The sequence below is a fragment of the Pseudaminobacter soli (ex Li et al. 2025) genome, from assembly GCF_029892515.1.
Taxonomy (GTDB): domain Bacteria; phylum Pseudomonadota; class Alphaproteobacteria; order Rhizobiales; family Rhizobiaceae; genus Pseudaminobacter; species Pseudaminobacter soli_A.
Map to the genome: position 1 here is coordinate 106,295 of NZ_JARXVF010000011.1, position 20,615 is coordinate 126,909.

Consider the following 20,615-nt stretch of genomic DNA (forward strand, 5'->3'; position numbering starts at 1 on the left):
CGAGCGGACGTTAGTTCGAAAGCCAGACATTGACGAGGTTGTAGTTGCCCGTCACGTAAGGATGGAAACCATGAACCTTCGTCGAGTAGGAGTAGAGCTCGGGCGAATAATACAAAGGTACCATCGGCTGGTCCTTGTCCCATAGGACCTGGATCTCGTCGTAGATTTTCTTGCGTTCGTTCTGGTCGCTGATTGCGGAGGCCTGCTCCGCCTTCTCGGCGATTTCCTTGCTGTCGTAGAACGAGAATTGCACCTGCGAGCCACCGTTATAGACGCCGGCAAAGCGGATGATCTCGTCCGGATCCACGATGTCGGTGGTGTTGTAGGTGAAGGCCATGTCATAGTTGCCAGCCTGGCGCGCATCCCACGATGCCGCCGGGTCAAGCACCTGGATCTTCAGCTCGATGCCGATCTTGGCGGCCTGTGCCTGGATGATCTGCGCCATCGTGGCTTCGTCGGAATTGCCGCTGCTTACCGTGATCGTTGTGCTGAAGCCATCTGGCACCTTCGACTGGGCGAGTTCCTTTTTCGCAGCATCCAGATCGAACGGCATGCCCTTGATGTCGGCGTTGTGCGACCACGAGCTTGGCGACATATAGGCGCCGGCCGGCTCGCCGTTGCCAAACAGGATAACCTTGACAAGGGCCTGCTTGTCGATCAGCGCAGCCATGGCGCGGCGGACATGCGGGTCGTCGAACGGTGCTTTCTTCGTGTTGAAAACGACAAAATCCACTCGGCTCGACGGGAAGACGCCGAGAGTGACGTCGCCGCCTCCTGCCAGCAGCGCCTGGGCGCTCGAATAGGCGGGAAACTCGTTGATGTGTGCCTGTCCGCCCAACACCTGATTGGCGCGCGTATTGCCGTCTGCGACTTCGTTGATGCTGACCGAATCCAGGTAAGGCTTACCCTTCTGCCAATATTCAGTGTTGCGGACCAGACGAGTGCCGACACCCACCGTGCGTTCGGCCAGCTTGAACGGGCCGGTGCCGATCGGGGCCTTGGCGAATTCCTCGGCAGTCTTGCCGCCGTAATTATCTGGCACGATGGAGTTCGAGAAGATCGCCATCACCGACGGCAGAGGCGCATAAGGGCCCTTGGTGCGCACCACGACAGTCAGCGGATCGGGCGTCGTTACTTCCTGAATGGAGGTGTTGATGAAACCGAACGGGTTGGCTTCTTTTGCCGCCTGGTCCAGCGAGAATTTCACGTCCTTGGACGTCATTGGGGTGCCGTCCGAGAATTTTACATCCGGGCGCAGCTTGAAGGTCCATTCGAGGCCGTCGGCAGACTGGTTCCATTCGGTGGCAAGGCCCGGCTGGACGCCCTTGCCGTCCTCGGTCGGAAACAGCAACGTGTCGAAAATCTCCTCAATAGCCCAGATCGAGGCGTTCTCGGCCGCCACCGTCGGCATGAGCGTCAGGATTGCATCGGCGTGCACCATCACCAGATCCCCGCCCGATTGCGGTGTATCCTCTGCGAAAGCGCATGTCGTACCAAGCGCGCTTGCGCCAAGCAGCAAGGCAGCGGCTACGCCCAAGTAGCTTTTGGCGCGAAACGATATTCTCATGTTCTGAATCTCCCCGACGGTGAATGAGCCTGTCGGCGTGCAGATTTCCGGCGACGGTCAGTCAAAGGCAAATGCTATTTCTGCAAATTCACATGCAAAAACAGTATAGGGGCATGAAGTGCGATCTGCCGCGCCACTTGAGAAGCGTGGAGCGCCTCTACTCCATACCCCGTGGGGCTCGGCTCCAGTCTTTTTGTCTATGATCGGCGGATCAAGCCGTTGGCCAAGAGTGGGAAAATTCGCGCGGGCTCTAACTTCTTGATTCTGTGCGGGATCGAAGGGAGCCCCCCATTGGGGCAGGCCCGTTTTCAGTGTCGTCGGCTTTGACAGGTTCGAAAGCGTTCTGCACATGGCAGCTTACACTGTGCCGATGCCGGAGCACCTCTCCCCGCCTCCGACCGGTATCCCGGCGATTGGGTTTTCGACAATCTCATGCCCGACGTGAATCCCACAAAAACCTAAACGACAGGGTGAAGAACTCTCATCTCGTGGTTCGAAGATGGCAGGCCGGTACGTCACGCTGGTAAAGTAACGCTGCAGCGTGAGCCTTTCGCTTGCTGCTTTCCTTAGCATTGGCCCGCTTCGGCGGGCTTTCTGTTGTTTGGTGCTTGCCCTCTTTGTCCGATCCGTTGCGATGCATTGGCCGTAATGGCCGGGCTAACGAAGTTCGTCTCGATCTTCTTCGCTGTCGGAAACTATTTCATTCCGCCCCGTATCAAACAATCAGCTTTCCAGATTCATCTTATCCGGCTCACAGCATTGGCAATGTGGAATAGTGCGGCGCTACCATCAGCGCATAAAGTTGAAGGCTGATAGTCACAATCAACGCGGCCGAGATGGGCACACCGAAGGGAACAACACGCTGGCGATCCAGGTGCTTGATGTAGCCGCGGAATGCAGGCGATGGCAGCAACATCGGATTGCGCACGATGGCCGCGGTGACTAGCGTGAAGACTAGCAGCGCAACAGCAAAGACCAGCAAATCGGCCCCACTCGAGACAAGCGGCGCCACCGCCATCAGCTTGACGTCGCCAGCGCCGATTTTCCGCAACAGCCAAAACGGAAACAGCAACACGAGAAGCAGGGCGCCCGCAATCGCGCTCAGTCCAAGGTTCCACCACGAGTTCTCGGTCAAGGCGGCGAGGAACATCGATGCAGAGCCGAGAGCGAGCAACAGCAGGACGTCGCTGTTGGCGATCTTTTGAGTGGTAAAGTCTTTCCAGCCGATCTTGAGCAGCAGCGGCATCGCCATGAGTTTCATCAATATTGACGCGACCAAAAGCATGTCAGCGCTCGATGTTGTGAACGCTTGACGACAGCAGCTGCAGGTTATTGTTCACCGTGGGGTCGTTGGGCGCCAATTCATAGGCGCGCAGGAAATTGTTCCTGGCCGCCTGGAGATTGCCGCGTAGCAGGTTGGAATAGCCGTAGTTATTCAAATATTCCGGAGTTGGGCCGAGTTGCTGGAACGCGTGCCGATAGGCTTTGTCCGCCAGGTCGAAGCGACGAATGCGATCACAGGATGCGGCAAGACCCAGCCACGCAACCCCATCATTGGGTGCCAGAAGGACGGCCTTGTAGAAGAACGCACCGGCATTTCCGTAATTGCTCTGCCGAAACTGGTTCGTGGCCTGGGCCACCGCCTCGTCGGAGGCGTAGAATTCGACGTCAGAAACCGTTTTCAGTCCCTTGAAGGTGTCGCCGAAGGCAGTGAGCTCCGGGGGCGTCGGCTCGTTGGTGCGGACGATCCCATCGTTGAGGACGACGCCGTCGGTCTTGCAGCCGGCAAGCGCTATCCCCATGAGGCACGCGGCGATGGCAATGTGGATTGGCCTTGTCATTCTCGTCCCCTCAGCACCTTTTTGGTGCAATTATTGATCTCGCATTGGCCCGATCGGATCAGAAGAATACGCCCCTCATTCGGATGATAACGGGCAGCATGATAATCATCAGCACCACCGGAAAGATGCAGAGTCCAAGCGGGATCATCATCTTCACCGGCAGCGAATTTGCGCGGTCCTCGGCGAGCAGGATTCGCTGGCTGCGCATTTCACCACTGTAGACGCGCAGAGCTTCGGTTAGGCTGGTGCCCAGCTCCTCGGACTGGCGAAACAGCACCGCGAGCGACCGCGCCTCGTCGAGCCCGATCCGATCCGACAGATCGCGCAGGGCTTCGCGCAACGGCTTTCCCGCCCGCAGCTGGAGATTCATGATCGACAGCTGGACACCCAGCCATTTGTGCGTTCCCGCAAGTTCGCTGCTTACACGCTCGACTGCTGCTTCCAGGCTCATACCGGCATCGGCGCAGGTGATCATCATGTCCATGAAGTCGGGGAAGCCGACGCGATACTGTCGCTGCTGCGCACGCTCGAAGCGGTCGAGTGCAATGCTGGGAATGACCAGGCAGGCGAGCCCGAACAGACCGCCGCCGGCGAAGGCGAAGAAGCCGGGAAGCTGCTTCGGCAAGACGCTCAGCAGGCCGAGATACGCTGCCGCGAACCCTATAAGAACGGCGCCGATCCGGCACAGCAGGTAAATGAATGGCGCGCTCTTCTGGTAGAAGCCTGCCCGAAACAGCTTGATTTCCAGCGCATCGGGCTGCCCGCGTTCCTTTTCGAGCGCCTTGAAATAGGCATCCACTGGGCGCTGTGCGGCAAGCTTGGCCAGCTGCTCCTGTGCTGCAAGCGAACGCCGGTCGACGGAGGAATCGGACAGCAGGCCTTGGGCGAGCATGCGCCTGGTCTGAAGGACCGGCCGGAACAGCAGTGCCGCAAACAGGAAAAGCGAAGCTGCGGCGGCGAACACCGCAAGCGAGATCAGAAGGTCCAAATCCTGAAAGCTGGCTGGAAGGTTCATATCCAGCCCTCAGATCTCGAAATTAACCATGCGATACATGATGTAGTCGCCAACGAGCGCCCACCCACCGAAGGTGACGAATATCGGAGTGATGAGCGGGTTGCCCCAGATCTGGCCGTAATAGCTCGGCGCGATCAGCTGGAGGATGAGGAACATCGCGATCGGAAAGAGCGAGATGATCCAGGCCGACACGCGTCCCTCGGCAGACAGGGCCCGGATCTTGAGACGCAACTTCTGCCGTTCGCGCAACACAGCCGAAAGGTTCGACAGGATCTCGGTCAGATTGCCGCCGGTCTTCGCCTGTATGGACAGCGACACGGAAAGCAGGTTCAGCCCTTCAAAACCCACGCGGTGGGAGAGCTTCTTCACCGCCTGCTCGAGGCTGAGGCCGAAAGTTATCTCGTCGGAGACAATGCCGAATTCAGTACCGATCGGGTCGGGCATCTCGCGCGCCACCAGGCCTATCGCCACCGTGGTCGGATGACCGGCCCGCAGCGAGCGGATGATCATGTCGAGTGCATCGGGCAATTGCTTGGCAAACTTGGCTATGCGCTTGTTCCGGGCTCGGCGGAGCACCAGAAGTGGCAAAATAAAGCCGACCACGAGGAGGGCCAGCAGCGCCAGCAGTGATGAAAAGGCAAACACGACCAGCACCAGAGCCAGGACCAGCCCGGCCATGATGAACATGGCGGCGAACGCCAGCGGGCTCCCTGTGATGCCAGACTGCGTATAGAGGCGATTGAGCGCGATGATGCCGAACAGGAAATCGCCATTGTCGGTCAGCCCGCGTTCGCGCAGCAGCCCGCGAAGCGTCTGTTCGGCCGGGGCGTCTTCTGCAAGACGCTTCAGTCGCCGGTTCACTGCCCCTGCCGCCTGCCGGCGCGCGGCAAAGGACAGGTAGAAGGACTCGACAAGCAGGATCACCGCGGCTGCTGCCAGCACATAAATTCCGTAAAGGAGCGTCTGACCGGTGAGCATCTAGAGCGGAACCTGCGGATTGAATGCGTCCTTCGCGAAGTGGTGCCCGAGGGTCGCGGCCTCTTGGGCGAAACGCGGGCGCACGCCGGTTGCGCGGAAGTCGCCGATTATCTTGCCATCCTCCGCCACGTCGCGGCGAACGAAGTTATAGATCTCCTGCAGCTGGATCACGTTGCCTTCCATGCCGGTAATCTCGGAGATGGAAATCACCCGCCGTCCGCCGTCGGCCAGGCGCTGTGTCTGCACGATGATGTCGATGGCCGAGGCGATCTGGGCGCGGATGGATTCAGCGCTCATCGGCATGCCGGCCATGCCTATCATCTGCTCCAGCCTTGAAAGCGCGTCGCGTGGCGTGTTCGCGTGGATGGTGGTCATCGAGCCTTCGTGACCGGTGTTCATCGCCTGCAGCATGTCGAAGGCCTCTTCGCCACGCACCTCGCCAACGATGATGCGGTCTGGGCGCATGCGCAGCGCATTCTTGACCAGATCGCGCTGGCGCACCTCGCCCTTGCCTTCGACGTTTGGAGGCCGCGTTTCCAGCCGACCGACATGCGGCTGCTGCAGCTGCAGTTCGGCCGCGTCCTCAATGGTGATCAGGCGCTCGCGGTCTGAAATGTAGCTCGAAAGGGCGTTGAGCAGCGTGGTCTTGCCACTGCCGGTGCCGCCCGACACCAGGATCGACTTGCGCGACTGCACGGCGATCCTGAGCAGATCGATCATCGGCGGCCGGATGGAGTTGAAGTCGACCAGGCGCTCCAATGAATATGGGCGCCTGGAGAACTTGCGGATGGACACAAGCGGCCCGTCCACCGAAATCGGCCGCACGGCAACGTTGACGCGCGATCCGTCCTCGAGCCGAGCGTCCACCATCGGATAGGATTCATCGACGCGGCGGCCGATCGCCGAGACGATCTTGTTGATCACCCGCATCAGATGCGCCTCGTCGCGAAAGCGGACCTGCGTTTCCTCGATGACGCCGCGCCTTTCGATGAACACGCGCCTGTGTGTGTTGATCATGATGTCAGCGATGGAATCGTCCTTGAGCAGCGGCTCGATGGGCCCGAGCCCAAGCATCTCGTCGGCGGTGTCGCTGGTAAGCTGGTCCAGTTCGCGGGAATTGAGGGGCACGTTGCGCGCCCTGACGAACTCGCGCACCAGTGGAAGGATCTCGCGCAGGATGTCTTCCTTGGATGCCGTATCCAGAGCCGCAAGGTTGAAGCGCTCGATCAGGTGGCGATGAATGTCCACCTTGAGCGCGAGCATTTCGTCGGCCTGGGAGGTGTCGCCCGGCTCATTGGCGGGCGTCGAAACCAAGGGCGCAAGGGAGGGCTCCAGACGGACCTCCTCCTTCCGCTTGGGTTGATTGGTAAAGCGGCCAAGCATAGTTACGCCCCACTCCCCCTTTTTGCCCCGCGCCGTAGGTGGCTCGCGGCGGCATATGGTTTGCAGGATGCAAGTCTGTGATGAGGCTATGCCGGCCGCGCCATTGGCTACTGGCGTTGGCCACCCCCCCGATAATCGCAAGCCGCATGCCCTAAACCGGACCCCGATTCGATGGCAGGCCTCGCATCCCACAACCACGCGCAAACTATTTGCTAACCATCGCGTGTGCAAGCGTGCAGCGATCGATTCGGCGATTTACTTGTAACTATAGTAAAGACGAGTCACTCGGCGGCCACAGTTGCGAGCACAACTATCGCGAACGATACCTTCCGGACCACTGGTCCAGTGCTCGCGAAAATCTCGATAGGCGAGGGAATATCGGGATAACTCAGCATATATTCGGTTATCTACTGCTTTTAGGTGTGCATTCCTCCACCTTCGACAAATGCATCTTCTTAACAGATGGTTAATACAATTGAAATTCCTTTCGAATCATCAAGTTATTGGCGAGTCGATGGAGGGGTTTTTCTTGATTTTCGTGTATCAAGTGGTTAACAGGACGTTAAATGCGTTTGACAGACGAAATAACGTCGAACAACATTATGAGCGACGGGGGGTGCTGGAGTCTTGATTACATCCTCATTCGGCTCGTCGTTTTGTCTTGATAGGGGGTAATTGAAATGAAGCAGATCATGACGATGGCCCGGCAGTTCCGCGACGAAGAAGACGGCGCTGCCATGGTCGAATATTCTATTCTGCTCGGCATCATCGCCGCAGCTACGATCACGGCGGTCATTGCGATCGGCGGCTGGGTAAATAACCAATTTGGCAGCCTTTGCGACGCACTAGACGGCAAGGGCGCTGGCGGCACCGGCGGCACCGCCTGCGCCAAGAACGGATGATAAGTCGACACCAGGTCCGGGTCTGTCGACCCGGACCTGGATCCTTTGGCGGATCGGTAATGGCGCCGGTTATCCAGTAAGAGTGTAGGTGGGGGACTATGCGTGCGAACTCGATCATTATGATCATGCTGGCCGGCATCTTCGGCGTGCTCGCCGTGGTGCTCGCCAATATGTGGCTTTCCAACCAGCGCAACCAGATGGCTCTTGCCAGTGAGAAGCCGGAGACAACAATCGTCGTTGCGGCTGAGCCGTTGAAATTCGGCGACCAGATCAGCGCAGACAAGTTGCGCCAGATCCCCTGGCCGGCGGGCGCTATCCCGCAAGGAGCTTTCAAGACCGCTCAAGAGTTGGTCTCCAAGGAAGGCGCGCGCCAGGCGCTGCAGGCGATCGGCGTCAACGAACCTATTCTCGCCAGCAAGATCACCGGTCCGGGCCAGCGTGCCACGCTCTCGGCCGTGCTGGCTGACGGCATGAAGGCCGTCTCCATCCGCGTCAACGACGTGCTCGGCGTTGCAGGCTTCGTCTTCCCCGGCGACCGCGTCGACATCCTTCTCACCCGCACCGTACGCTCCGCTGAAGGTGGCGACCAGAGTTTTGTCGACGTGCTCTTGCAAAGCATCAAGGTGCTTGCGGTGGACCAGGTGGCCGACGAAAGCACGGAGAGCCCGACGGTGGTCAAGGCCGTGACGCTGGAAGTCTCCACCAAGGACGCGCAGAAGCTGACGTTGGCCGCAGGCGCCGGCCAGCTGTCGTTGGCGCTGCGCCAGGTGGCGGCGAACCAGGGTGAAAACACCGCGCGTATTACCCTTTCCGATCTCACGGGCGAAACGCCCGAAACCGTTGCGGCCCGGCAGGCGGCGCAGGACGCCGACCGCCAGCGCAACGACCAGCAGTTCGATGGCCTGCTCAAGGCCGTGGAGAAGGTCGACAGCCGTCTCGATGAGCTCAGCAAGGCCAAGCAGGCGCCGCCGCCTGCGGCACCTCAAACGCAGGAGGTGGTCAAGGAGGTTGTCCGTTATCTGCAGCCCGAGCCGCCTTCTCATGCGACGGTCGGTGTTTTCAGGGGCGTGGAGCGTGTGACCTACGACGTGCCGCGAGTGAACTGAGGGGCAAGAACCGCAAAGTCGGTTCGTGAATTGAAGCAGGGCCGTCAGGCCGGGGGGACTGAAATATTATGCTGCGATTTGGCTTGAGATTTCTGGTGGCGCTCTTGAGCCTGGCCGTGTTGCCCATGCTCTCTGTGGACCCGGCCACTGCGGCCGACCGGCGCATTGATGTCTCCAGCCCGGGCGTTCACCGCATCTTCCTGCCGGTCTCGCGATCGGTCACGATCCAGGTAAACCAGAACCTCGGCGACATGGTCGTCGCCGACAGCAAGATCGCCGATGCCCAGCCGATGACCGACCGGACGCTCTACGTCATCGGCAAGTCTGCCGGCACCACCTCGATCAATCTGTTCTCGGATAAGCGTCAGTCGCTCGGCGTCATCGAAGTCGAGGTGGGCGTCGATATCGACGACCTGGCCGCGGCCATCAGGCAGGTGGCGCCGCGATCGCGCGTGACCATTGGCTCGGTCAACGGCCGGGTGCGGCTCGGCGGCCGGGTCAAGGATGGCGCCCAGCTCGCCGAAATCCTCAAGGTCGCCCAGCAGTATGGGCCGGAGGCGATCATCAACTCGATCGAGGTCGAGGATAGCCAGCAGGTCAATCTCGAAGTGCGTGTGCTGGAAGTGTCGCGCAATGCCGGGCGGGAGTTGGGCGTATCTATTCGCGCCAAGAGCGCTGACAACCCGAAGTCGGCGAACGGCTTCGCTACAGGTCCCGCGTCCATCCTTGCCCCATTTGCCACCGGCAACGTACCTTTCGCGTCGCTGATCGCACGCGTGATCGATTCCGGCATCAATGTCGACGTCATGATCAGGGGGCTTGAGGACAAGCGTCTGGCGCGCCGGCTTGCCGAGCCCAACCTGACCGCGCTTTCGGGCGAAGAGGCCAGCTTCCTCGCCGGCGGCGAAGTGCCGATCCCCGTTGCAGGCGAAAGCAACGGCAACGGCACCACCACCACCATCCAGTTCAAGGAATTCGGCGTCAAGCTGCGCTTCATCCCGATCGTGCTGGAGAACGGTAAGATCAATCTGCGCCTCAACCCGGAGGTCAGCGAGGTCGATCCGACGACATCCATTAACGCCAACGGCCTCGAAATTCCGGGCTTCAGTACTCGCAGGGCCTCGACGGTTGTCGAGTTGCGCGACGGCCAGAGCTTTGCGATCGCCGGTCTGCTGCAAGCGACCAACCGCAAGCTGCAAAGTCAGGTGCCATGGATCGGCCAGCTGCCGATCATCGGTGCGTTGTTTCGCTCGTCGAGCTACATAAAGAACGAGACGGACCTGGTGATCATCGTCACGCCGCGCCTTGTGAGACCGACGACGCCGGGACAGCAACTGGCCACCCCGCTCGACAAGACCCGCCCGACCAATGATCCTGAATTCTTCGCGCTGGGCGAGCTTGAAGTCACCAAGAACATGATCCGTTTCTTTGAAACCGGCGAGGGCGTAGTCGGCCCTTACGGCCACATGCTCGACCTCAAATCCAAGGATCAGCTGGTCTATGTCAAGAAATAGCGCGCTCCTCATCCTGGTCGCGGCCGCCGCATTGCTGTCTGGCTGCGCGGACTATCTCAACCGCTACGACACGGTAACGCTCGCTGCCGGCGACGCACAGAAATACAACATGCTTCTTCAGACCGCCAACCCGTTCAATCCGGCTGCGCAGGACAACCATTTCACGACCAGCGGCAGCAGGATTCAGGCTGTGCTCCTTGGACATCCGCGGCCAATGGCGCCGGCACCAGCGGCCGACACTTCGACGAATGGAGACGCCGGATCGGAAGGCTCCTAACGGAATAGATATTGCGAAAGGCGCGCGCGAACGAGGCGCGAGGGGCGTCAGGTTCAGGAAAGAGCTGTCGTCATGCTGCAGACACTTCGAGCGTTTTGGCAAGATCAAAGAGGGATGGCGCTGATCCTGGTGGCCATATTGCTGCCGGTCATCATCGGCTTTTCGCTGTTGGTCATCGACATGAGCCGCGCCAACACCCTGCACAACGACCTGCAAAAGGCGGCAGACGCCTTTGCACTCGCGGCGGCGGTGGAACTGAGCTGGGCCCGTGCCGACGATCACAGTCCGCCTGCAGAACGTCAAATTCCACTTCTTCTTCCTGAGCGGGTTGCTGGGGTTCAAAGATATCAACATGCCCTCCATGTCGAGCACAGTAACAGGCGAAGATCTTAGCAGCGGAGCACCAACATAATGAACGCGATCGATCCCGCTGTTCTTCCGACCCGCCGGAAGCAGATTGCCTTGTATTCCAGCGATCCGAACTTGAGGCATGAAACTGCCGCCCGGCTCGAGGCTTTGGCAATCTACGATGTCCAGGTCGCCGAGCCCGATGCGTTCCTGAAGGGGGCGACGGCTGGCGGGCGCCCAAACATCATTATCCTTGACCTCGCTCAGGGCGAAATCCTCGAAAGCCCAGGGCTGATGGAAGCGCGGGCGGCGTGGTCGCAGGTGCCGCTGATCGCCATTTCCGGCGAACTGCGACCCGACCAGATGCGTAACCTTGTCCGGCTTAACGCTTCGGATTGGCTGCACAGGCCGCTCGACAGCAAGGAACTGCTCAATGCTGTGACCTTCCACGACAGTGGCAACCAGGCGAACAAGAGCCGGATTATCACCTTTATCGGAGCGAGCGGAGGCACCGGCGCCACAACGCTTGCCTTGGCCGCTGCGGAGTATCTGGCAGCCAAGTCGCCGGATCGCGCCGCTTCCACCTGCCTTATCGATCTCGATTATCAAAACGCCAACTGCGGCGCCTACCTCAATCTGTTCAACCAATTCGACCTCGGCGGCATTGTTGCTCAACCGGATCGGCTCGATGTCGAACTGATGGATGTCATAAAGCTCTCGCGACCGCACGGCCTGACAATCTATTCATTCGAACGGCCGCAACTGCCGTTCGAGCCACGTGGAAGCGAATTCGTGTTCAAGCTGCTTGATTTGGCAGCTTACCGGTTCAGCGATATCGTCATCGACCTGCCCAATATCGAAACGGTCTGGCAGAGCCCGGTGCTTTCGACCAGTGACGAGGTCTTCATCGTCTTCGAGCTCAATCTGGCAGCTATGCGCCAGGCCAAACGTCTCTACGGCAGGATTCGCGAACTGCGCGGCAACGCCGCCAGCATCACGTTGGTTGCCAATAAGCAGAAGCGCAAATGGTTCGGTAATCATTTTTCCCGCAAGGATTTGGAGAAAGTATTCAAGACCTCTGACATCAGGTCGATCAGCTTCGACCAAGAGTTGCTGACAGAATCTCTCAATCGCGCCATTCTGCCCACCGAAGTGGATGCTCGCGCCCGTTTCAACAAGGACGTCAAGGCGATACTTCGCGACAGGCTAGACGGCAATGCGCGCTAACCGAGGTGCCGCGGCCTTGTTGCTGAAGGCTTCTTTGGGTGGGATTCTGGCCCTGTCGGCGACGGTCATTGAAGCGCAGGGCGAAAGCCGGGGCGATCGCCCGCCGCTGCCGGCAATGGGACCGAGCCTGCGCAGTTCGGTAGCCTTTCAGACCGCGGAGACCATCGGCACCATCGTCATCCGAAAGAACGAGAAAGCTCTTTATCTCGTCGTCGCTCGGGATCAGGCGCTGCGCTATCGCATCAGCGTCGGTCGTGAAGGCTTCGCCTGGACGGGAACGGTGCGCGTCGGAGATAAGAAGGAATGGCCGGAATGGCGACCGCCAGCCGAAATGCGCGGTCGCCAGCATGGTCTCCCCGAGTTTGTACCTGCCGGCCCATACAACCCTTTGGGGGCGCGTGCGCTCTATCTCTATGATGGCGGCCGAGATACGCTTTACCGGATTCATGGGACGAATGATCCGAAGGGCGTGGGCTTCGACGGGACCTCCGGCTGCTTCAGGCTGACCAATACCGACGTGGTCGACCTCTTCCGGCGCGTTCCAGTCGGCACAAAGGTGATTGTCGAATGACTACGATAACTGATCCTGAAGCGCCTCCCGCCGGTACTGTGGACTCGCTGTTCGACCGCAAGATCAGCACTGGGCGGCTGGTGGCATGTGTCTGCGCGGCAGCTGCCGTGATGACGGGCATCAATCTCGCCGCAGCCGTCTATTTCTTTCGCGGCATTGGCGAATTACGCGCGGCTGAGCAGCGTCTCCAGGGGCTGTCCGATTTCGAGGCCCGGATCATTGCAAAGATGGATAAGGTGAATATCGGCATGCAGACCCGGCTCGAGGAGCTCGACCGTGGCCTGCAGGGTCGATTTAGCGAGATCAACGACCACTTCGACAAGATTGAGCGTTCGAGCCCGCCGAGCAAAATGGAAACGAGCTTGCCGCCGGTAGCTGACGCGGCATCAGACGATACCGTGCCGCTCGAAAAGGCTGCGCCGGAATTCCAGGTTGCTGTCGAACCGGCAGTTGCGCCATCTTCTCAAGGGCAGCAGTCCCTTCCTGCGCCGAGTTCGGCCTATCAACGGATCGAAACCGCGGACGGCAAGGTCTACTATCGCAAGGTGAAGTAGAAACCTGGCCCAGGATCTGATCAGAGATTTCGCTCGACCGCCTGCAGTGCAAACCGCTTGACGCGCGCGCGTTGCCGCGATGTGCTCAGGAACAAGAAATGGCAATAGGCACAGGCGCACAGGCCCATGATGAACATTGCGACTGTTAGCCCGTTCATGTCGATTGCAACAGGAAAGCGGAAGCCTTCTAGCACCGGGACGCGGTCAAAGATGCTCGCGACCATCGATTGCTGGCCGGCAAACACCATAGCGCCGAACGCTACCAGCGCGGCGTGATTTGCAAGGAACCGGACCGCTACGGGTCTGGTTACCGATAGGAACGTCCAGATGGCGAGTGTTGCAACGCCAACGGCCGCGATTTCCCAAAAGACCGAAACCGCAACGAAACGGTGCACCAGCATCCAGAAATTACCGGATGCTTGACGGAGGACGAGCCACACCCGCCACAATTCAGGGCTGTTGGGAAACGTCCCCAGCAACACCATAGCAAGACGTTCCGCAGCAAGAACAAGCATGACGACTACGGGAAATGCGACAGAAAGTATATGTCTTATTCGCATTGCGATCACCCTGTGCCAAAAACAGTAGTGGTCAAAGTACGCACCAAATATTTGATAAATTCTTAGTCCAGCGACGTCAGGCGATTATTGAAGCATAGTCCTTCCGCTGTTCCACTCGGCATCGACTGCCCTAACAGCGCCCGCCTCATGGGACACACTGCCAGCGCTGTGGGTGGTTGTGCTGCTGGATAATGTCGCTAACGCCTCGCGAGCTACCGCGCATGCGCCATGTACCAAGCCGTGGCTTGGCAAAGCTTCCGAGCCGCCGTTCTGACCCTGTCAGGGAGGTATCGCCGTTTCAGCACAGTAGGCGACTGTCTGCCAGGTCAATACCAGTTTCCAGGAGGTGACGCAGCGAACGATCAGGCCCATCATTCGAACAACGACTTATAGTTCGGAGATGGGGTCATGACATGCATCGCCGAAAGTCCGCGGTCGCAATGCGCCGCGTTAGGTAAGCCAGCAAAGGGGCAAGCGCACGCACATCACGGCGAACTCCTTCAGGGGGCGTTCGAAGATGATCAGGGGCGCCTCCATCGCGGTTTGGTAACGCTTCCACTCGACAGTCTGCGATCTACCGCGATCATCAAACTCAAGAAGGACAATTTACTCAGCGTCAAGCCGCGCACTCGGATGAAGGCGTTGCGCGCCGCGCAACTGGCGTTGGAGCATTTTGGGCATCCAACATTTGGTGGTCGCCTCAGCATCGAGAGCGATATTCCGGTGGGACACGGTTATGGCTCGTCAACGGCCGATGTCGTTGCTTCAATCCGTGCGGTAGCGGCCGCTCTTGGGACAAAACTGTTGCCTTCCACGATCAGTCGTTTGGCGGTGGCTGCCGAAACTGCGTCAGATGCGATCGCATTTGAAGCTGAAGCCTTGCTTTTTGCGCAACGGGAAGGGGTGGTCCTGGAGCACTTTGGCGGTGCGTTGCCGCCGTTTGTCCTCGTGGGCTTCAAAGCTAACGACACTTCTGGCATTAACACGATTGAGCTGGCGCCAGCTCGATACAGTGGCCAGGAGATCCAGCTGTTCCGGGTGCTGCGGGGCATGATCGCGCGAGCCGTGCAATACCAGGATCCTCGTCTTCTCGGCCGGGCCGCGACGCTGAGCGCGCACATCAGCCAGCGGCATCTTCCCAAACCGTTCTTCGACTTTGTGATTGGTCTTGCGCATCATCATCAAGCGTTCGGAATCCAGGTTGCGCACAGCGGGTCTCTTTTCGGCCTCATGCTGGACCCTCGATCCGTGAGTCTAAGGGCGGATATTCACGCGATCGTTGCCGCTCTGAAGAGCGCCGGTTTTCAAGACATCGACGTTTTCTCGGTCAATGGGGCAGGGGGCACCCATGAACTTTGAGATCGACTATTTTCGAGCTTTGGAAACACCGCGTCTTGCGCGGCTTGGCCCAAACATTGTCGCTGCTGCATTTCCGTTGATGAAGCTGATGCCGGCGCGGTTCATTCTCGATCGGGCGGAAAAGTCTGGCGAACTGAAGGCAGGCGTCCACATTGTCGAGACGACCTCCGGTACATTCGGCATGGCGGTAGCACTTCTTGCAGCAGCGCGAGGCTACCGGCTGACATTGGTGACGGCCGCCACGTTGATTGACCAGGCTTATCAGCACAGGCTCGAACGATTGGGCGCGAACGTCGTGCCGATAGAAGACGAACGTGGTGATGGCAATCAGTCTGGAAGGCTAGCGCATCTCCAGGCGATAATGGAAAGCGAGGCAGACACCTTCTGGACGCGGCAATATGACAGCGCAGGCAACTGGTTATCCTATGCCCGGCTCGCCGAGCAGTTCGTTCGGTCGATGGGACAGGTGGACTGGCTTGTCGGCTGTGTCGGCACTGGCGGCTCATTGTGCGGGACGGGCACCTTTCTGCGTCAGCTCTATCCCCATTTGAAGATTGCCGCCGTCGACACGCATCGGAGCGTGCTCTTCGGCCAGCCTGTCGGCAAGCGCATGCTTCGGGGGCTCGGTAACAGTGTCATCCCGAAAAACGTCCAACATCACCTGGTCGATGAAGTCCACTGGGTTGGCGCATACGCTGCATATCATTCGGCCCATTCGCTGTTGCGCAATCACGGCATTTTCATGGGGCCGACGAGCGGAGCGGCTGCTCTCGTAGGCGGATGGATAGCCAGGACAAATCCGGGTGCAGTGGTTGCAGTAATCATGCCTGACGAGGGATTTCGTCACGCAAATACGGTCTACAACGACCAGTGGTTGTCGTCCCTTCCCGGCTGGCCGTGCGAGGCCACTAGCGAGCCAGAGGCACTTTCTGTAATCGAGCCCGGCGCCGAATGGGAATGGACACGGTTTGATTGGAGACGAAGATCTTTGGACGAGGTCCAACGGTCTCAGAACCGCCGGGCTGAATAGGCCGGAGCCGGAAAACGCTTCAGGCGGCTTACCGCTTCCCCTCCGCCCGTTTGCTTACCCATTGCCAGGCATCCTCGACATTTTCAAACGAAGCCGACGGGGCAGTCGGCTTGGCCGAAATGTCGAGGTCTTTCAGGCCGCTTGCTGTCACGATTGCCACCACCCGATCATCGCGCCCTATGATCTCGCGCTCGCGCAGATGTCGGATGGCGACAAGGGGGGCGACCGAAGCCAATTCGGCGAAAAGGCCTTCCTTGGTCGCCAGCGTCTTTTGCATGCACAAGAGGTCCCCGTTGGAAACGCAGACAGCGCGACCTTCGGTATCACGGAGTGCTTTCACAGCCTGGTAGGTGCTGCGCGTCGTGCCGATCGATAGAGCAACCGTTTCGAAGGAGGGCTCTCGTTCCTCTATCCGATCGAGGCCTTTCTCAAGCGCGGTTGTCAGCGATCCGTGCACTTCGGCAGCAACAAGCCGGGGAATGCGAGCGATCCTGCCTATAGTGAGCAGGTCGCGGAATCCGGCTATGACCCCTGCGAGCGCGTCTCCATAGCAAACTGGAAGCACGCACCAGTCGGGCAAATGTCCGTCAGACTGGTCCGCGATCTCATAGGCGATCGTTTTGTACCCTTCGATGCCGATCGGGTGACTGCCCACGACGGGATTGTGATAGGGAGACGTGATAAACCAGCCGAGACGATCGGCGGTGCGCTCAAGAAGCTTCCATCTGTCGGTTTTGTGGGCCATCGGCACCACGGACGCGCCGTATGCGCGGATTTGGGAAACCATCGGGCCTGCAGCTCCGGCAAATGTCACAACGACGCAACCGAGCCCAGCCCTAGCAGCGTAAGCTGCCAGTGATGCTCCCGCATTGCCTGATGATGCGGTTGCAAGCACTCTTGCGCCCTGACCAACGGCAGTCGTCACCGCGACCGTCGAAAATCGATCCTTATGCGACCAGGTCGGATTGCGCCCTTCGTCCTTGATGAAAAGCCGCGGCACTCCCAGAGCCTCGCCAATTCGTTCGGCGTGCAGTAGTGGTGTCAAACCTTCGCCGAGCGAGACCACCTGGCTGCCGGAGCGAGGCAGAAAAGATGCGTACCGCCATAGGGAATTTTGAAGAACGCCTCCCGCGCCGGGGAAGCCAGGGGCATTGCTGTCGCGGGTATATAACGGCTCGAGGTTTGCGGGGGCTTGATCGAGGCACTTGGGGCAGCCTCGGGAATCTATTTTGATGTCGTATGTATACTCGGCGCCGCAACGGATGCAGCGGTATCCGGCAATCGTAGCCATGTCGGTGAAACCTCTCTTCGAAATCTCTCGGCCCGTCAGGCGGCGTCTTGGATGGGGCTACCGCATCGACCCTCCTCGTCAGGTCCCGGCAGTCTCCATCCGGTTCAAAGGCTGCGATTGTTCAAACAGGATGCTCGAAAGGTGTCAACGAAAATGTGCACTATAGTGCGTTGCATTAAAGTGCACATGAGGGATTCTCAAGGCATGAATCTTCGAAGTACATTCGGCTTGAACCTTCAGCGACTGCGCCGGGAGCGGCGTCTGTCGCAAGAGCAATTGGCTCATCTGGCTGGCTGCGCGCGTGCTTATCTCAGTGGCGCAGAAGCCGGACGGCGCAATGCAACGCTCGATACGGTCGAGGCGTTGGCAAAGGTGTTGGAAGTGGATCCAGCGGATCTTCTGAAGGATCCGGCGGCGGGACACGAGGAGAGGTAAGTCGGCGCCGGAGCAAGTCTGTTTGGGTGCGTAGCATCACGTAAAAGTGGGTGATCGAAATGCGACCTATAGGCAACATTCCGCCCCCACGAGGTTGAAAGAACCCGAAGCCGCGCCTTACGCTGCCACTATCCAAATCGGAGGTGGCGTGATGGACTGAGTCTCGACGCGGCGATGAACATCCGTGCGCTCTCGAGATTTGACGGGGCTCTCGAGAAAATTGCCGCCGCAACTGCACCGACAGAGATTTTAGAAGAACTTTCCACGGTCCTTCGATCCTTCGGTTTGCATCACCTTCTGATTACCGGATTGCCTTTGCCGAGGGACGGGCCATGGCAGCAGCAAATTCTGTATGATGGTTGGCCTAGGGAATGGTTTGAGCGGTACACAGCCAGCGGCCACTTCTTCCACGATCCCTGTGCTTTGCGCTGCCGTTACACTGTCGAACCTTTTCTCTGGAACGAACTATCGCGCGAGCGCATGACGGACGGACAGTTGCGTGTGATGGACGAGGCTACAGAATTCGGCCTGAAGGATGGCTTATGTGTTCCCGTTCATTCACCCCTTCGCGCCCCAGCGGTCGTCACCGCAGCAGGAGAATGGATTGAGCTTGCCGCAGAGGACTTGCCAACCCTTGAAATGCTGTGTGTGCAGGCTTTCAGGGCCATTCGCAGATTGCATATGGGAGACGATGGGTCGCTTCATCACAAGCTGACCGACCGAGAGCGAGAAGTTCTGACGTGGATTGCGGCTGGCAAAGCGGCCGAGGACGTCGCCTGTATTCTGGGGATTTCGAAGTTCACCGTTGAACGCCACCTCAGCAACATTCGAGAAAAGGACGGCGCCACAAATACTGTTCAGGCGGTGGTGGAAGCCATGCGGCGCGGGGAAATTCAGCCCTGACAATCCCAAAATCTCGGTATGGATGGACACGCTACGTTTGGATACGCCTCGTGCAGGGGGCGCCATGTTCAAAATGCACATTGTGGATTGGTCCAATCGCCAAGCGTATCAAGATCAGCTCGAACGCTATTTTCGCGTCCGACACGAAATTTACGTCAGCGGACGACAGTGGCGACAGATCGAGCGGCCGATTCCATTGGAGATCGATGCGTTCGACACCAACGACGCGATCTATCTGCTCGGCATAGAAGATGACGGCACCATCGCCGGCGGCTCCCGTCTGGTTCCGACATTGAAACCGCATTTGCTCTCTGAAGTTTTCCCTATGCTCGTCGATGGTGAGCCGCCCAGAGGTGCTGACATTTACGAATGGACGCGGTTCTTCATTTCACCGTCCTTGCGCAGGTCTGGCAGCCCCTCGCGGGCAGCGGGCGTCGTGCTGTGCGGACTTCAAGAGGCAAGTTTGAGCCTCGGGATAGGCCAGCTCAGCGTTGTCTGCGAGGCCTTTTGGCCGGCTCGGCTGGAGCAGCTTGGCTGGTCGGTAACGCGGCTGGGGCAGGTGCTCAATCATCCCGATGGCAGGATTCTGGCCCTGCTCATCCAGGTTAGCGAAGAGGCATTAGCGTCTACGCGTCTTGCCTACGGGTTGGATGACGCCAGCGTGATCGCATGAAGCTGAACAGGGAGTGGAACAGCTTCGCGGACGTCTGTCGTGCTGACACGACAACCGGATCGAAGCCGGCCTTCATTCGAGCGTGGGTATGAAGATCGCTCTCAGATTGCTTGAACTCGATGAAATTGCGCCAGTGGATGGCATCGAGCTGGATGAAGGCGACGAGGATTTTGCCGGCGGCAATATGGAGAGGGTGCTCGAAAGGGTGGGAGGGCCCGATATACGAACACACCATCCATTCGTGATCATCGTCGCGCGCGAAGTCGTAGGATTCTTCATGTTACGCGAAGGGTCGGCACTGCCGCCCTGGGCAGACCCGGATGCGATCACCGTTCACAATTTCCGGATCAGCAAGCAAATGCAGTGGAAAGGATACGGAACCGCGGCGCTAGTTCTTGCCGCGCGTTGGGTAGCCGTACGTCGTGCCGGCGTTGCCAAATTGATGCTCAGCGTCAACGTGGACAACACCGGTGCAAGTCGACTTTACCTGCGCTGCGGGTTCAAAGATCTTGGCCTCCCCCTTGAGGGGCGGCTTGGAACGGAAGTCGTTCTCTCCTGCAGTATGGCCGAGTTGGCCGCTAAGCACGTCCCCGTTGAGTAGCCCAGATCCGGCACCCGCACACGAGCTAGCAGTTTCTCGAACCGCACCGGTTCCGATTCGAGTTGCCAAGCGCTCGTGGCCGGGGTTCCGGCACTGAAAGGTGGGCTTTCCTGGCGATTCTGCGGGAATCGGTTCCCGCCAGGGCAGGGGCGGCTGGGGGGCTTCCATAAAGCAGGCCCGGCTTGTCGTGGTGACTCGCGCGATGTGGCGCGCGGGGGAGGGTGGCGCGTCGGCTTTTGGATGCCTGATTCCGGCCCTGTTTGCCTTTGTTCGGGTCGTCGAGCCTGAGTGCGTCCGTCATTGGGCGGGTGCCACGCCGGACCTTCCGCGGGGAATTGCTGGGTTGTGCGCTTTGTGTCGTAAAAAGTTCAAACGGGCAGCGAATTGGCGTTGACAGTTTGGGAGGGTGGGGCCTATATACGCCTCAACAACGAGGGCGGTGCGCCGCTGGCGGCGAGGAAGTTCGCTTCTGAGAAGCCC

The 20,615-nt window shown here is 59.2% G+C and carries 22 protein-coding genes; 14 read left to right on the plus strand and 8 right to left on the minus strand.

The genetic code is table 11. From position 1 onward, the window contains the following. Nucleotides 1-10: 10 nt before the first annotated feature. The 6 genes from M2281_RS27205 to M2281_RS27230 form a co-directional block, all read right to left on the minus strand. Nucleotides 11-1,567, minus strand: coding sequence for an ABC transporter substrate-binding protein (locus M2281_RS27205; protein WP_280824337.1), 1,557 nt, complete (start codon nucleotides 1,565-1,567; stop codon nucleotides 11-13). A gap of 751 nt (nucleotides 1,568-2,318) precedes the next feature. Continuing rightward, nucleotides 2,319-2,852 (minus strand): prepilin peptidase, encoded by a 534-nt coding sequence (locus tag M2281_RS27210; protein ID WP_280824338.1) that lies wholly within the window; start codon nucleotides 2,850-2,852, stop codon nucleotides 2,319-2,321. Nucleotide 2,853: 1 nt separating this feature from the next. After that, nucleotides 2,854-3,408, minus strand: coding sequence for a hypothetical protein (locus M2281_RS27215; protein WP_280824339.1), 555 nt, complete (start codon nucleotides 3,406-3,408; stop codon nucleotides 2,854-2,856). Between the two features lie 58 nt (nucleotides 3,409-3,466). Further along, nucleotides 3,467-4,423, minus strand: a complete 957-nt coding sequence (locus M2281_RS27220; protein ID WP_280824340.1) for a type II secretion system F family protein — start codon at nucleotides 4,421-4,423, stop codon at nucleotides 3,467-3,469. Between the two features lie 9 nt (nucleotides 4,424-4,432). Next, the gene (locus M2281_RS27225; protein WP_280824341.1) at nucleotides 4,433-5,401 is read right to left on the minus strand and encodes a type II secretion system F family protein; all 969 of its coding nucleotides are present in this window, start codon (nucleotides 5,399-5,401) and stop codon (nucleotides 4,433-4,435) included. After that, nucleotides 5,402-6,784 carry a CpaF family protein gene (locus tag M2281_RS27230; protein WP_280824342.1) on the minus strand — a complete coding sequence of 461 codons (1,383 nt, stop codon included), beginning with the start codon at nucleotides 6,782-6,784 and terminating at the stop codon, nucleotides 5,402-5,404. Between the two features lie 680 nt (nucleotides 6,785-7,464). Between M2281_RS27230 and M2281_RS27235 the strand changes: the two genes are divergently transcribed. The 8 genes from M2281_RS27235 to M2281_RS27270 all read left to right on the plus strand — a co-directional run bounded on the left by M2281_RS27235 (nucleotide 7,465) and on the right by M2281_RS27270 (nucleotide 13,283). Beyond that, entirely contained in the window at nucleotides 7,465-7,686 is a 222-nt protein-coding gene (locus tag M2281_RS27235; protein ID WP_280824343.1) for a Flp family type IVb pilin, read from the plus strand. A 98-nt stretch (nucleotides 7,687-7,784) separates the two neighbouring features. Beyond that, the gene (cpaB, locus tag M2281_RS27240) at nucleotides 7,785-8,792 is read left to right on the plus strand and encodes a Flp pilus assembly protein CpaB (protein ID WP_280824344.1); all 1,008 of its coding nucleotides are present in this window, start codon (nucleotides 7,785-7,787) and stop codon (nucleotides 8,790-8,792) included. A gap of 95 nt (nucleotides 8,793-8,887) precedes the next feature. Beyond that, complete coding sequence (locus M2281_RS27245; protein WP_280824345.1) at nucleotides 8,888-10,306, plus strand: type II and III secretion system protein family protein; 1,419 nt, start codon at nucleotides 8,888-8,890, stop codon at nucleotides 10,304-10,306. After that, complete coding sequence (locus tag M2281_RS27250) at nucleotides 10,293-10,583, plus strand: hypothetical protein (protein WP_280824346.1); 291 nt, start codon at nucleotides 10,293-10,295, stop codon at nucleotides 10,581-10,583. The genes M2281_RS27245 and M2281_RS27250 overlap by 14 nt, the downstream gene beginning before the upstream one ends. Nucleotides 10,584-10,655: 72 nt before the next feature. Next, nucleotides 10,656-10,976, plus strand: coding sequence for a TadE/TadG family type IV pilus assembly protein (locus tag M2281_RS27255; RefSeq protein WP_280824347.1), 321 nt, complete (start codon nucleotides 10,656-10,658; stop codon nucleotides 10,974-10,976). Between the two features lie 18 nt (nucleotides 10,977-10,994). Next, nucleotides 10,995-12,158 (plus strand): AAA family ATPase, encoded by a 1,164-nt coding sequence (locus M2281_RS27260; protein WP_280824348.1) that lies wholly within the window; start codon nucleotides 10,995-10,997, stop codon nucleotides 12,156-12,158. Beyond that, a complete protein-coding gene (locus tag M2281_RS27265) occupies nucleotides 12,148-12,729 on the plus strand; it encodes a L,D-transpeptidase (RefSeq protein WP_280824349.1) in 582 nt (193 codons plus the stop codon). The genes M2281_RS27260 and M2281_RS27265 overlap by 11 nt, the downstream gene beginning before the upstream one ends. Before the next feature lie 38 nt (nucleotides 12,730-12,767). After that, nucleotides 12,768-13,283 carry a hypothetical protein gene (locus M2281_RS27270; RefSeq protein WP_280824350.1) on the plus strand — a complete coding sequence of 172 codons (516 nt, stop codon included), beginning with the start codon at nucleotides 12,768-12,770 and terminating at the stop codon, nucleotides 13,281-13,283. A 20-nt stretch (nucleotides 13,284-13,303) separates the two neighbouring features. Here M2281_RS27270 and M2281_RS27275 read toward each other — a convergent pair whose 3' ends face one another. After that, nucleotides 13,304-13,798: a hypothetical protein gene (locus tag M2281_RS27275; protein ID WP_280824351.1), complete on the minus strand. Its 495-nt coding sequence runs from the start codon at nucleotides 13,796-13,798 to the stop codon at nucleotides 13,304-13,306. 453 nt (nucleotides 13,799-14,251) lie between these two features. Between M2281_RS27275 and M2281_RS27280 the strand changes: the two genes are divergently transcribed. Beyond that, the gene (locus M2281_RS27280; protein ID WP_280824352.1) at nucleotides 14,252-15,202 is read left to right on the plus strand and encodes a kinase; all 951 of its coding nucleotides are present in this window, start codon (nucleotides 14,252-14,254) and stop codon (nucleotides 15,200-15,202) included. Then, on the plus strand, nucleotides 15,192-16,232 hold the full coding sequence (locus M2281_RS27285) for a PLP-dependent cysteine synthase family protein (protein ID WP_280824353.1): 1,041 nt from the start codon (nucleotides 15,192-15,194) through the stop codon (nucleotides 16,230-16,232). The genes M2281_RS27280 and M2281_RS27285 overlap by 11 nt, the downstream gene beginning before the upstream one ends. 28 nt (nucleotides 16,233-16,260) lie before the next feature. Here the strand turns inward: M2281_RS27285 and M2281_RS27290 are convergent, their stop codons facing one another. Then, on the minus strand, nucleotides 16,261-17,523 hold the full coding sequence (locus tag M2281_RS27290; protein WP_280824354.1) for a threonine synthase: 1,263 nt from the start codon (nucleotides 17,521-17,523) through the stop codon (nucleotides 16,261-16,263). 204 nt (nucleotides 17,524-17,727) lie between these two features. Between M2281_RS27290 and M2281_RS27295 the strand changes: the two genes are divergently transcribed. The 4 genes from M2281_RS27295 (at nucleotide 17,728) to M2281_RS27310 (ending at nucleotide 20,135) form a co-directional block, all read left to right on the plus strand. After that, nucleotides 17,728-17,958 carry a helix-turn-helix domain-containing protein gene (locus tag M2281_RS27295; RefSeq protein WP_280824355.1) on the plus strand — a complete coding sequence of 77 codons (231 nt, stop codon included), beginning with the start codon at nucleotides 17,728-17,730 and terminating at the stop codon, nucleotides 17,956-17,958. A 174-nt stretch (nucleotides 17,959-18,132) separates the two neighbouring features. Further along, on the plus strand, nucleotides 18,133-18,861 hold the full coding sequence (locus M2281_RS27300) for a LuxR family transcriptional regulator (protein ID WP_280824356.1): 729 nt from the start codon (nucleotides 18,133-18,135) through the stop codon (nucleotides 18,859-18,861). A gap of 64 nt (nucleotides 18,862-18,925) precedes the next feature. Beyond that, on the plus strand, nucleotides 18,926-19,534 hold the full coding sequence (locus M2281_RS27305; RefSeq protein WP_280824357.1) for an acyl-homoserine-lactone synthase: 609 nt from the start codon (nucleotides 18,926-18,928) through the stop codon (nucleotides 19,532-19,534). An 88-nt stretch (nucleotides 19,535-19,622) separates the two neighbouring features. Further along, on the plus strand, nucleotides 19,623-20,135 hold the full coding sequence (locus tag M2281_RS27310; protein ID WP_280824358.1) for a GNAT family N-acetyltransferase: 513 nt from the start codon (nucleotides 19,623-19,625) through the stop codon (nucleotides 20,133-20,135). Nucleotides 20,136-20,615: the final 480 nt, after the last annotated feature.

Coding starts and splice junctions, on each gene's coding strand:
- M2281_RS27205 (WP_280824337.1), bottom strand. CDS start 1,567: ATGAGAATATCGTTTCGCGCCAAAAGCTACTTGGGCGTAGCCGCTGCC.
- M2281_RS27210 (WP_280824338.1), bottom strand. CDS start 2,852: ATGCTTTTGGTCGCGTCAATATTGATGAAACTCATGGCGATGCCGCTG.
- M2281_RS27215 (WP_280824339.1), bottom strand. CDS start 3,408: ATGACAAGGCCAATCCACATTGCCATCGCCGCGTGCCTCATGGGGATA.
- M2281_RS27220 (WP_280824340.1), bottom strand. CDS start 4,423: ATGAACCTTCCAGCCAGCTTTCAGGATTTGGACCTTCTGATCTCGCTT.
- M2281_RS27225 (WP_280824341.1), bottom strand. CDS start 5,401: ATGCTCACCGGTCAGACGCTCCTTTACGGAATTTATGTGCTGGCAGCA.
- M2281_RS27230 (WP_280824342.1), bottom strand. CDS start 6,784: ATGCTTGGCCGCTTTACCAATCAACCCAAGCGGAAGGAGGAGGTCCGT.
- M2281_RS27235 (WP_280824343.1), top strand. CDS start 7,465: ATGAAGCAGATCATGACGATGGCCCGGCAGTTCCGCGACGAAGAAGAC.
- cpaB (WP_280824344.1), top strand. CDS start 7,785: ATGCGTGCGAACTCGATCATTATGATCATGCTGGCCGGCATCTTCGGC.
- M2281_RS27250 (WP_280824346.1), top strand. CDS start 10,293: ATGTCAAGAAATAGCGCGCTCCTCATCCTGGTCGCGGCCGCCGCATTG.
- M2281_RS27255 (WP_280824347.1), top strand. CDS start 10,656: ATGCTGCAGACACTTCGAGCGTTTTGGCAAGATCAAAGAGGGATGGCG.
- M2281_RS27260 (WP_280824348.1), top strand. CDS start 10,995: ATGAACGCGATCGATCCCGCTGTTCTTCCGACCCGCCGGAAGCAGATT.
- M2281_RS27265 (WP_280824349.1), top strand. CDS start 12,148: ATGCGCGCTAACCGAGGTGCCGCGGCCTTGTTGCTGAAGGCTTCTTTG.
- M2281_RS27275 (WP_280824351.1), bottom strand. CDS start 13,798: ATGCTTGTTCTTGCTGCGGAACGTCTTGCTATGGTGTTGCTGGGGACG.
- M2281_RS27280 (WP_280824352.1), top strand. CDS start 14,252: ATGACATGCATCGCCGAAAGTCCGCGGTCGCAATGCGCCGCGTTAGGT.
- M2281_RS27285 (WP_280824353.1), top strand. CDS start 15,192: ATGAACTTTGAGATCGACTATTTTCGAGCTTTGGAAACACCGCGTCTT.
- M2281_RS27290 (WP_280824354.1), bottom strand. CDS start 17,523: ATGGCTACGATTGCCGGATACCGCTGCATCCGTTGCGGCGCCGAGTAT.
- M2281_RS27295 (WP_280824355.1), top strand. CDS start 17,728: ATGAATCTTCGAAGTACATTCGGCTTGAACCTTCAGCGACTGCGCCGG.
- M2281_RS27300 (WP_280824356.1), top strand. CDS start 18,133: ATGAACATCCGTGCGCTCTCGAGATTTGACGGGGCTCTCGAGAAAATT.
- M2281_RS27305 (WP_280824357.1), top strand. CDS start 18,926: ATGTTCAAAATGCACATTGTGGATTGGTCCAATCGCCAAGCGTATCAA.
- M2281_RS27310 (WP_280824358.1), top strand. CDS start 19,623: ATGAAGATCGCTCTCAGATTGCTTGAACTCGATGAAATTGCGCCAGTG.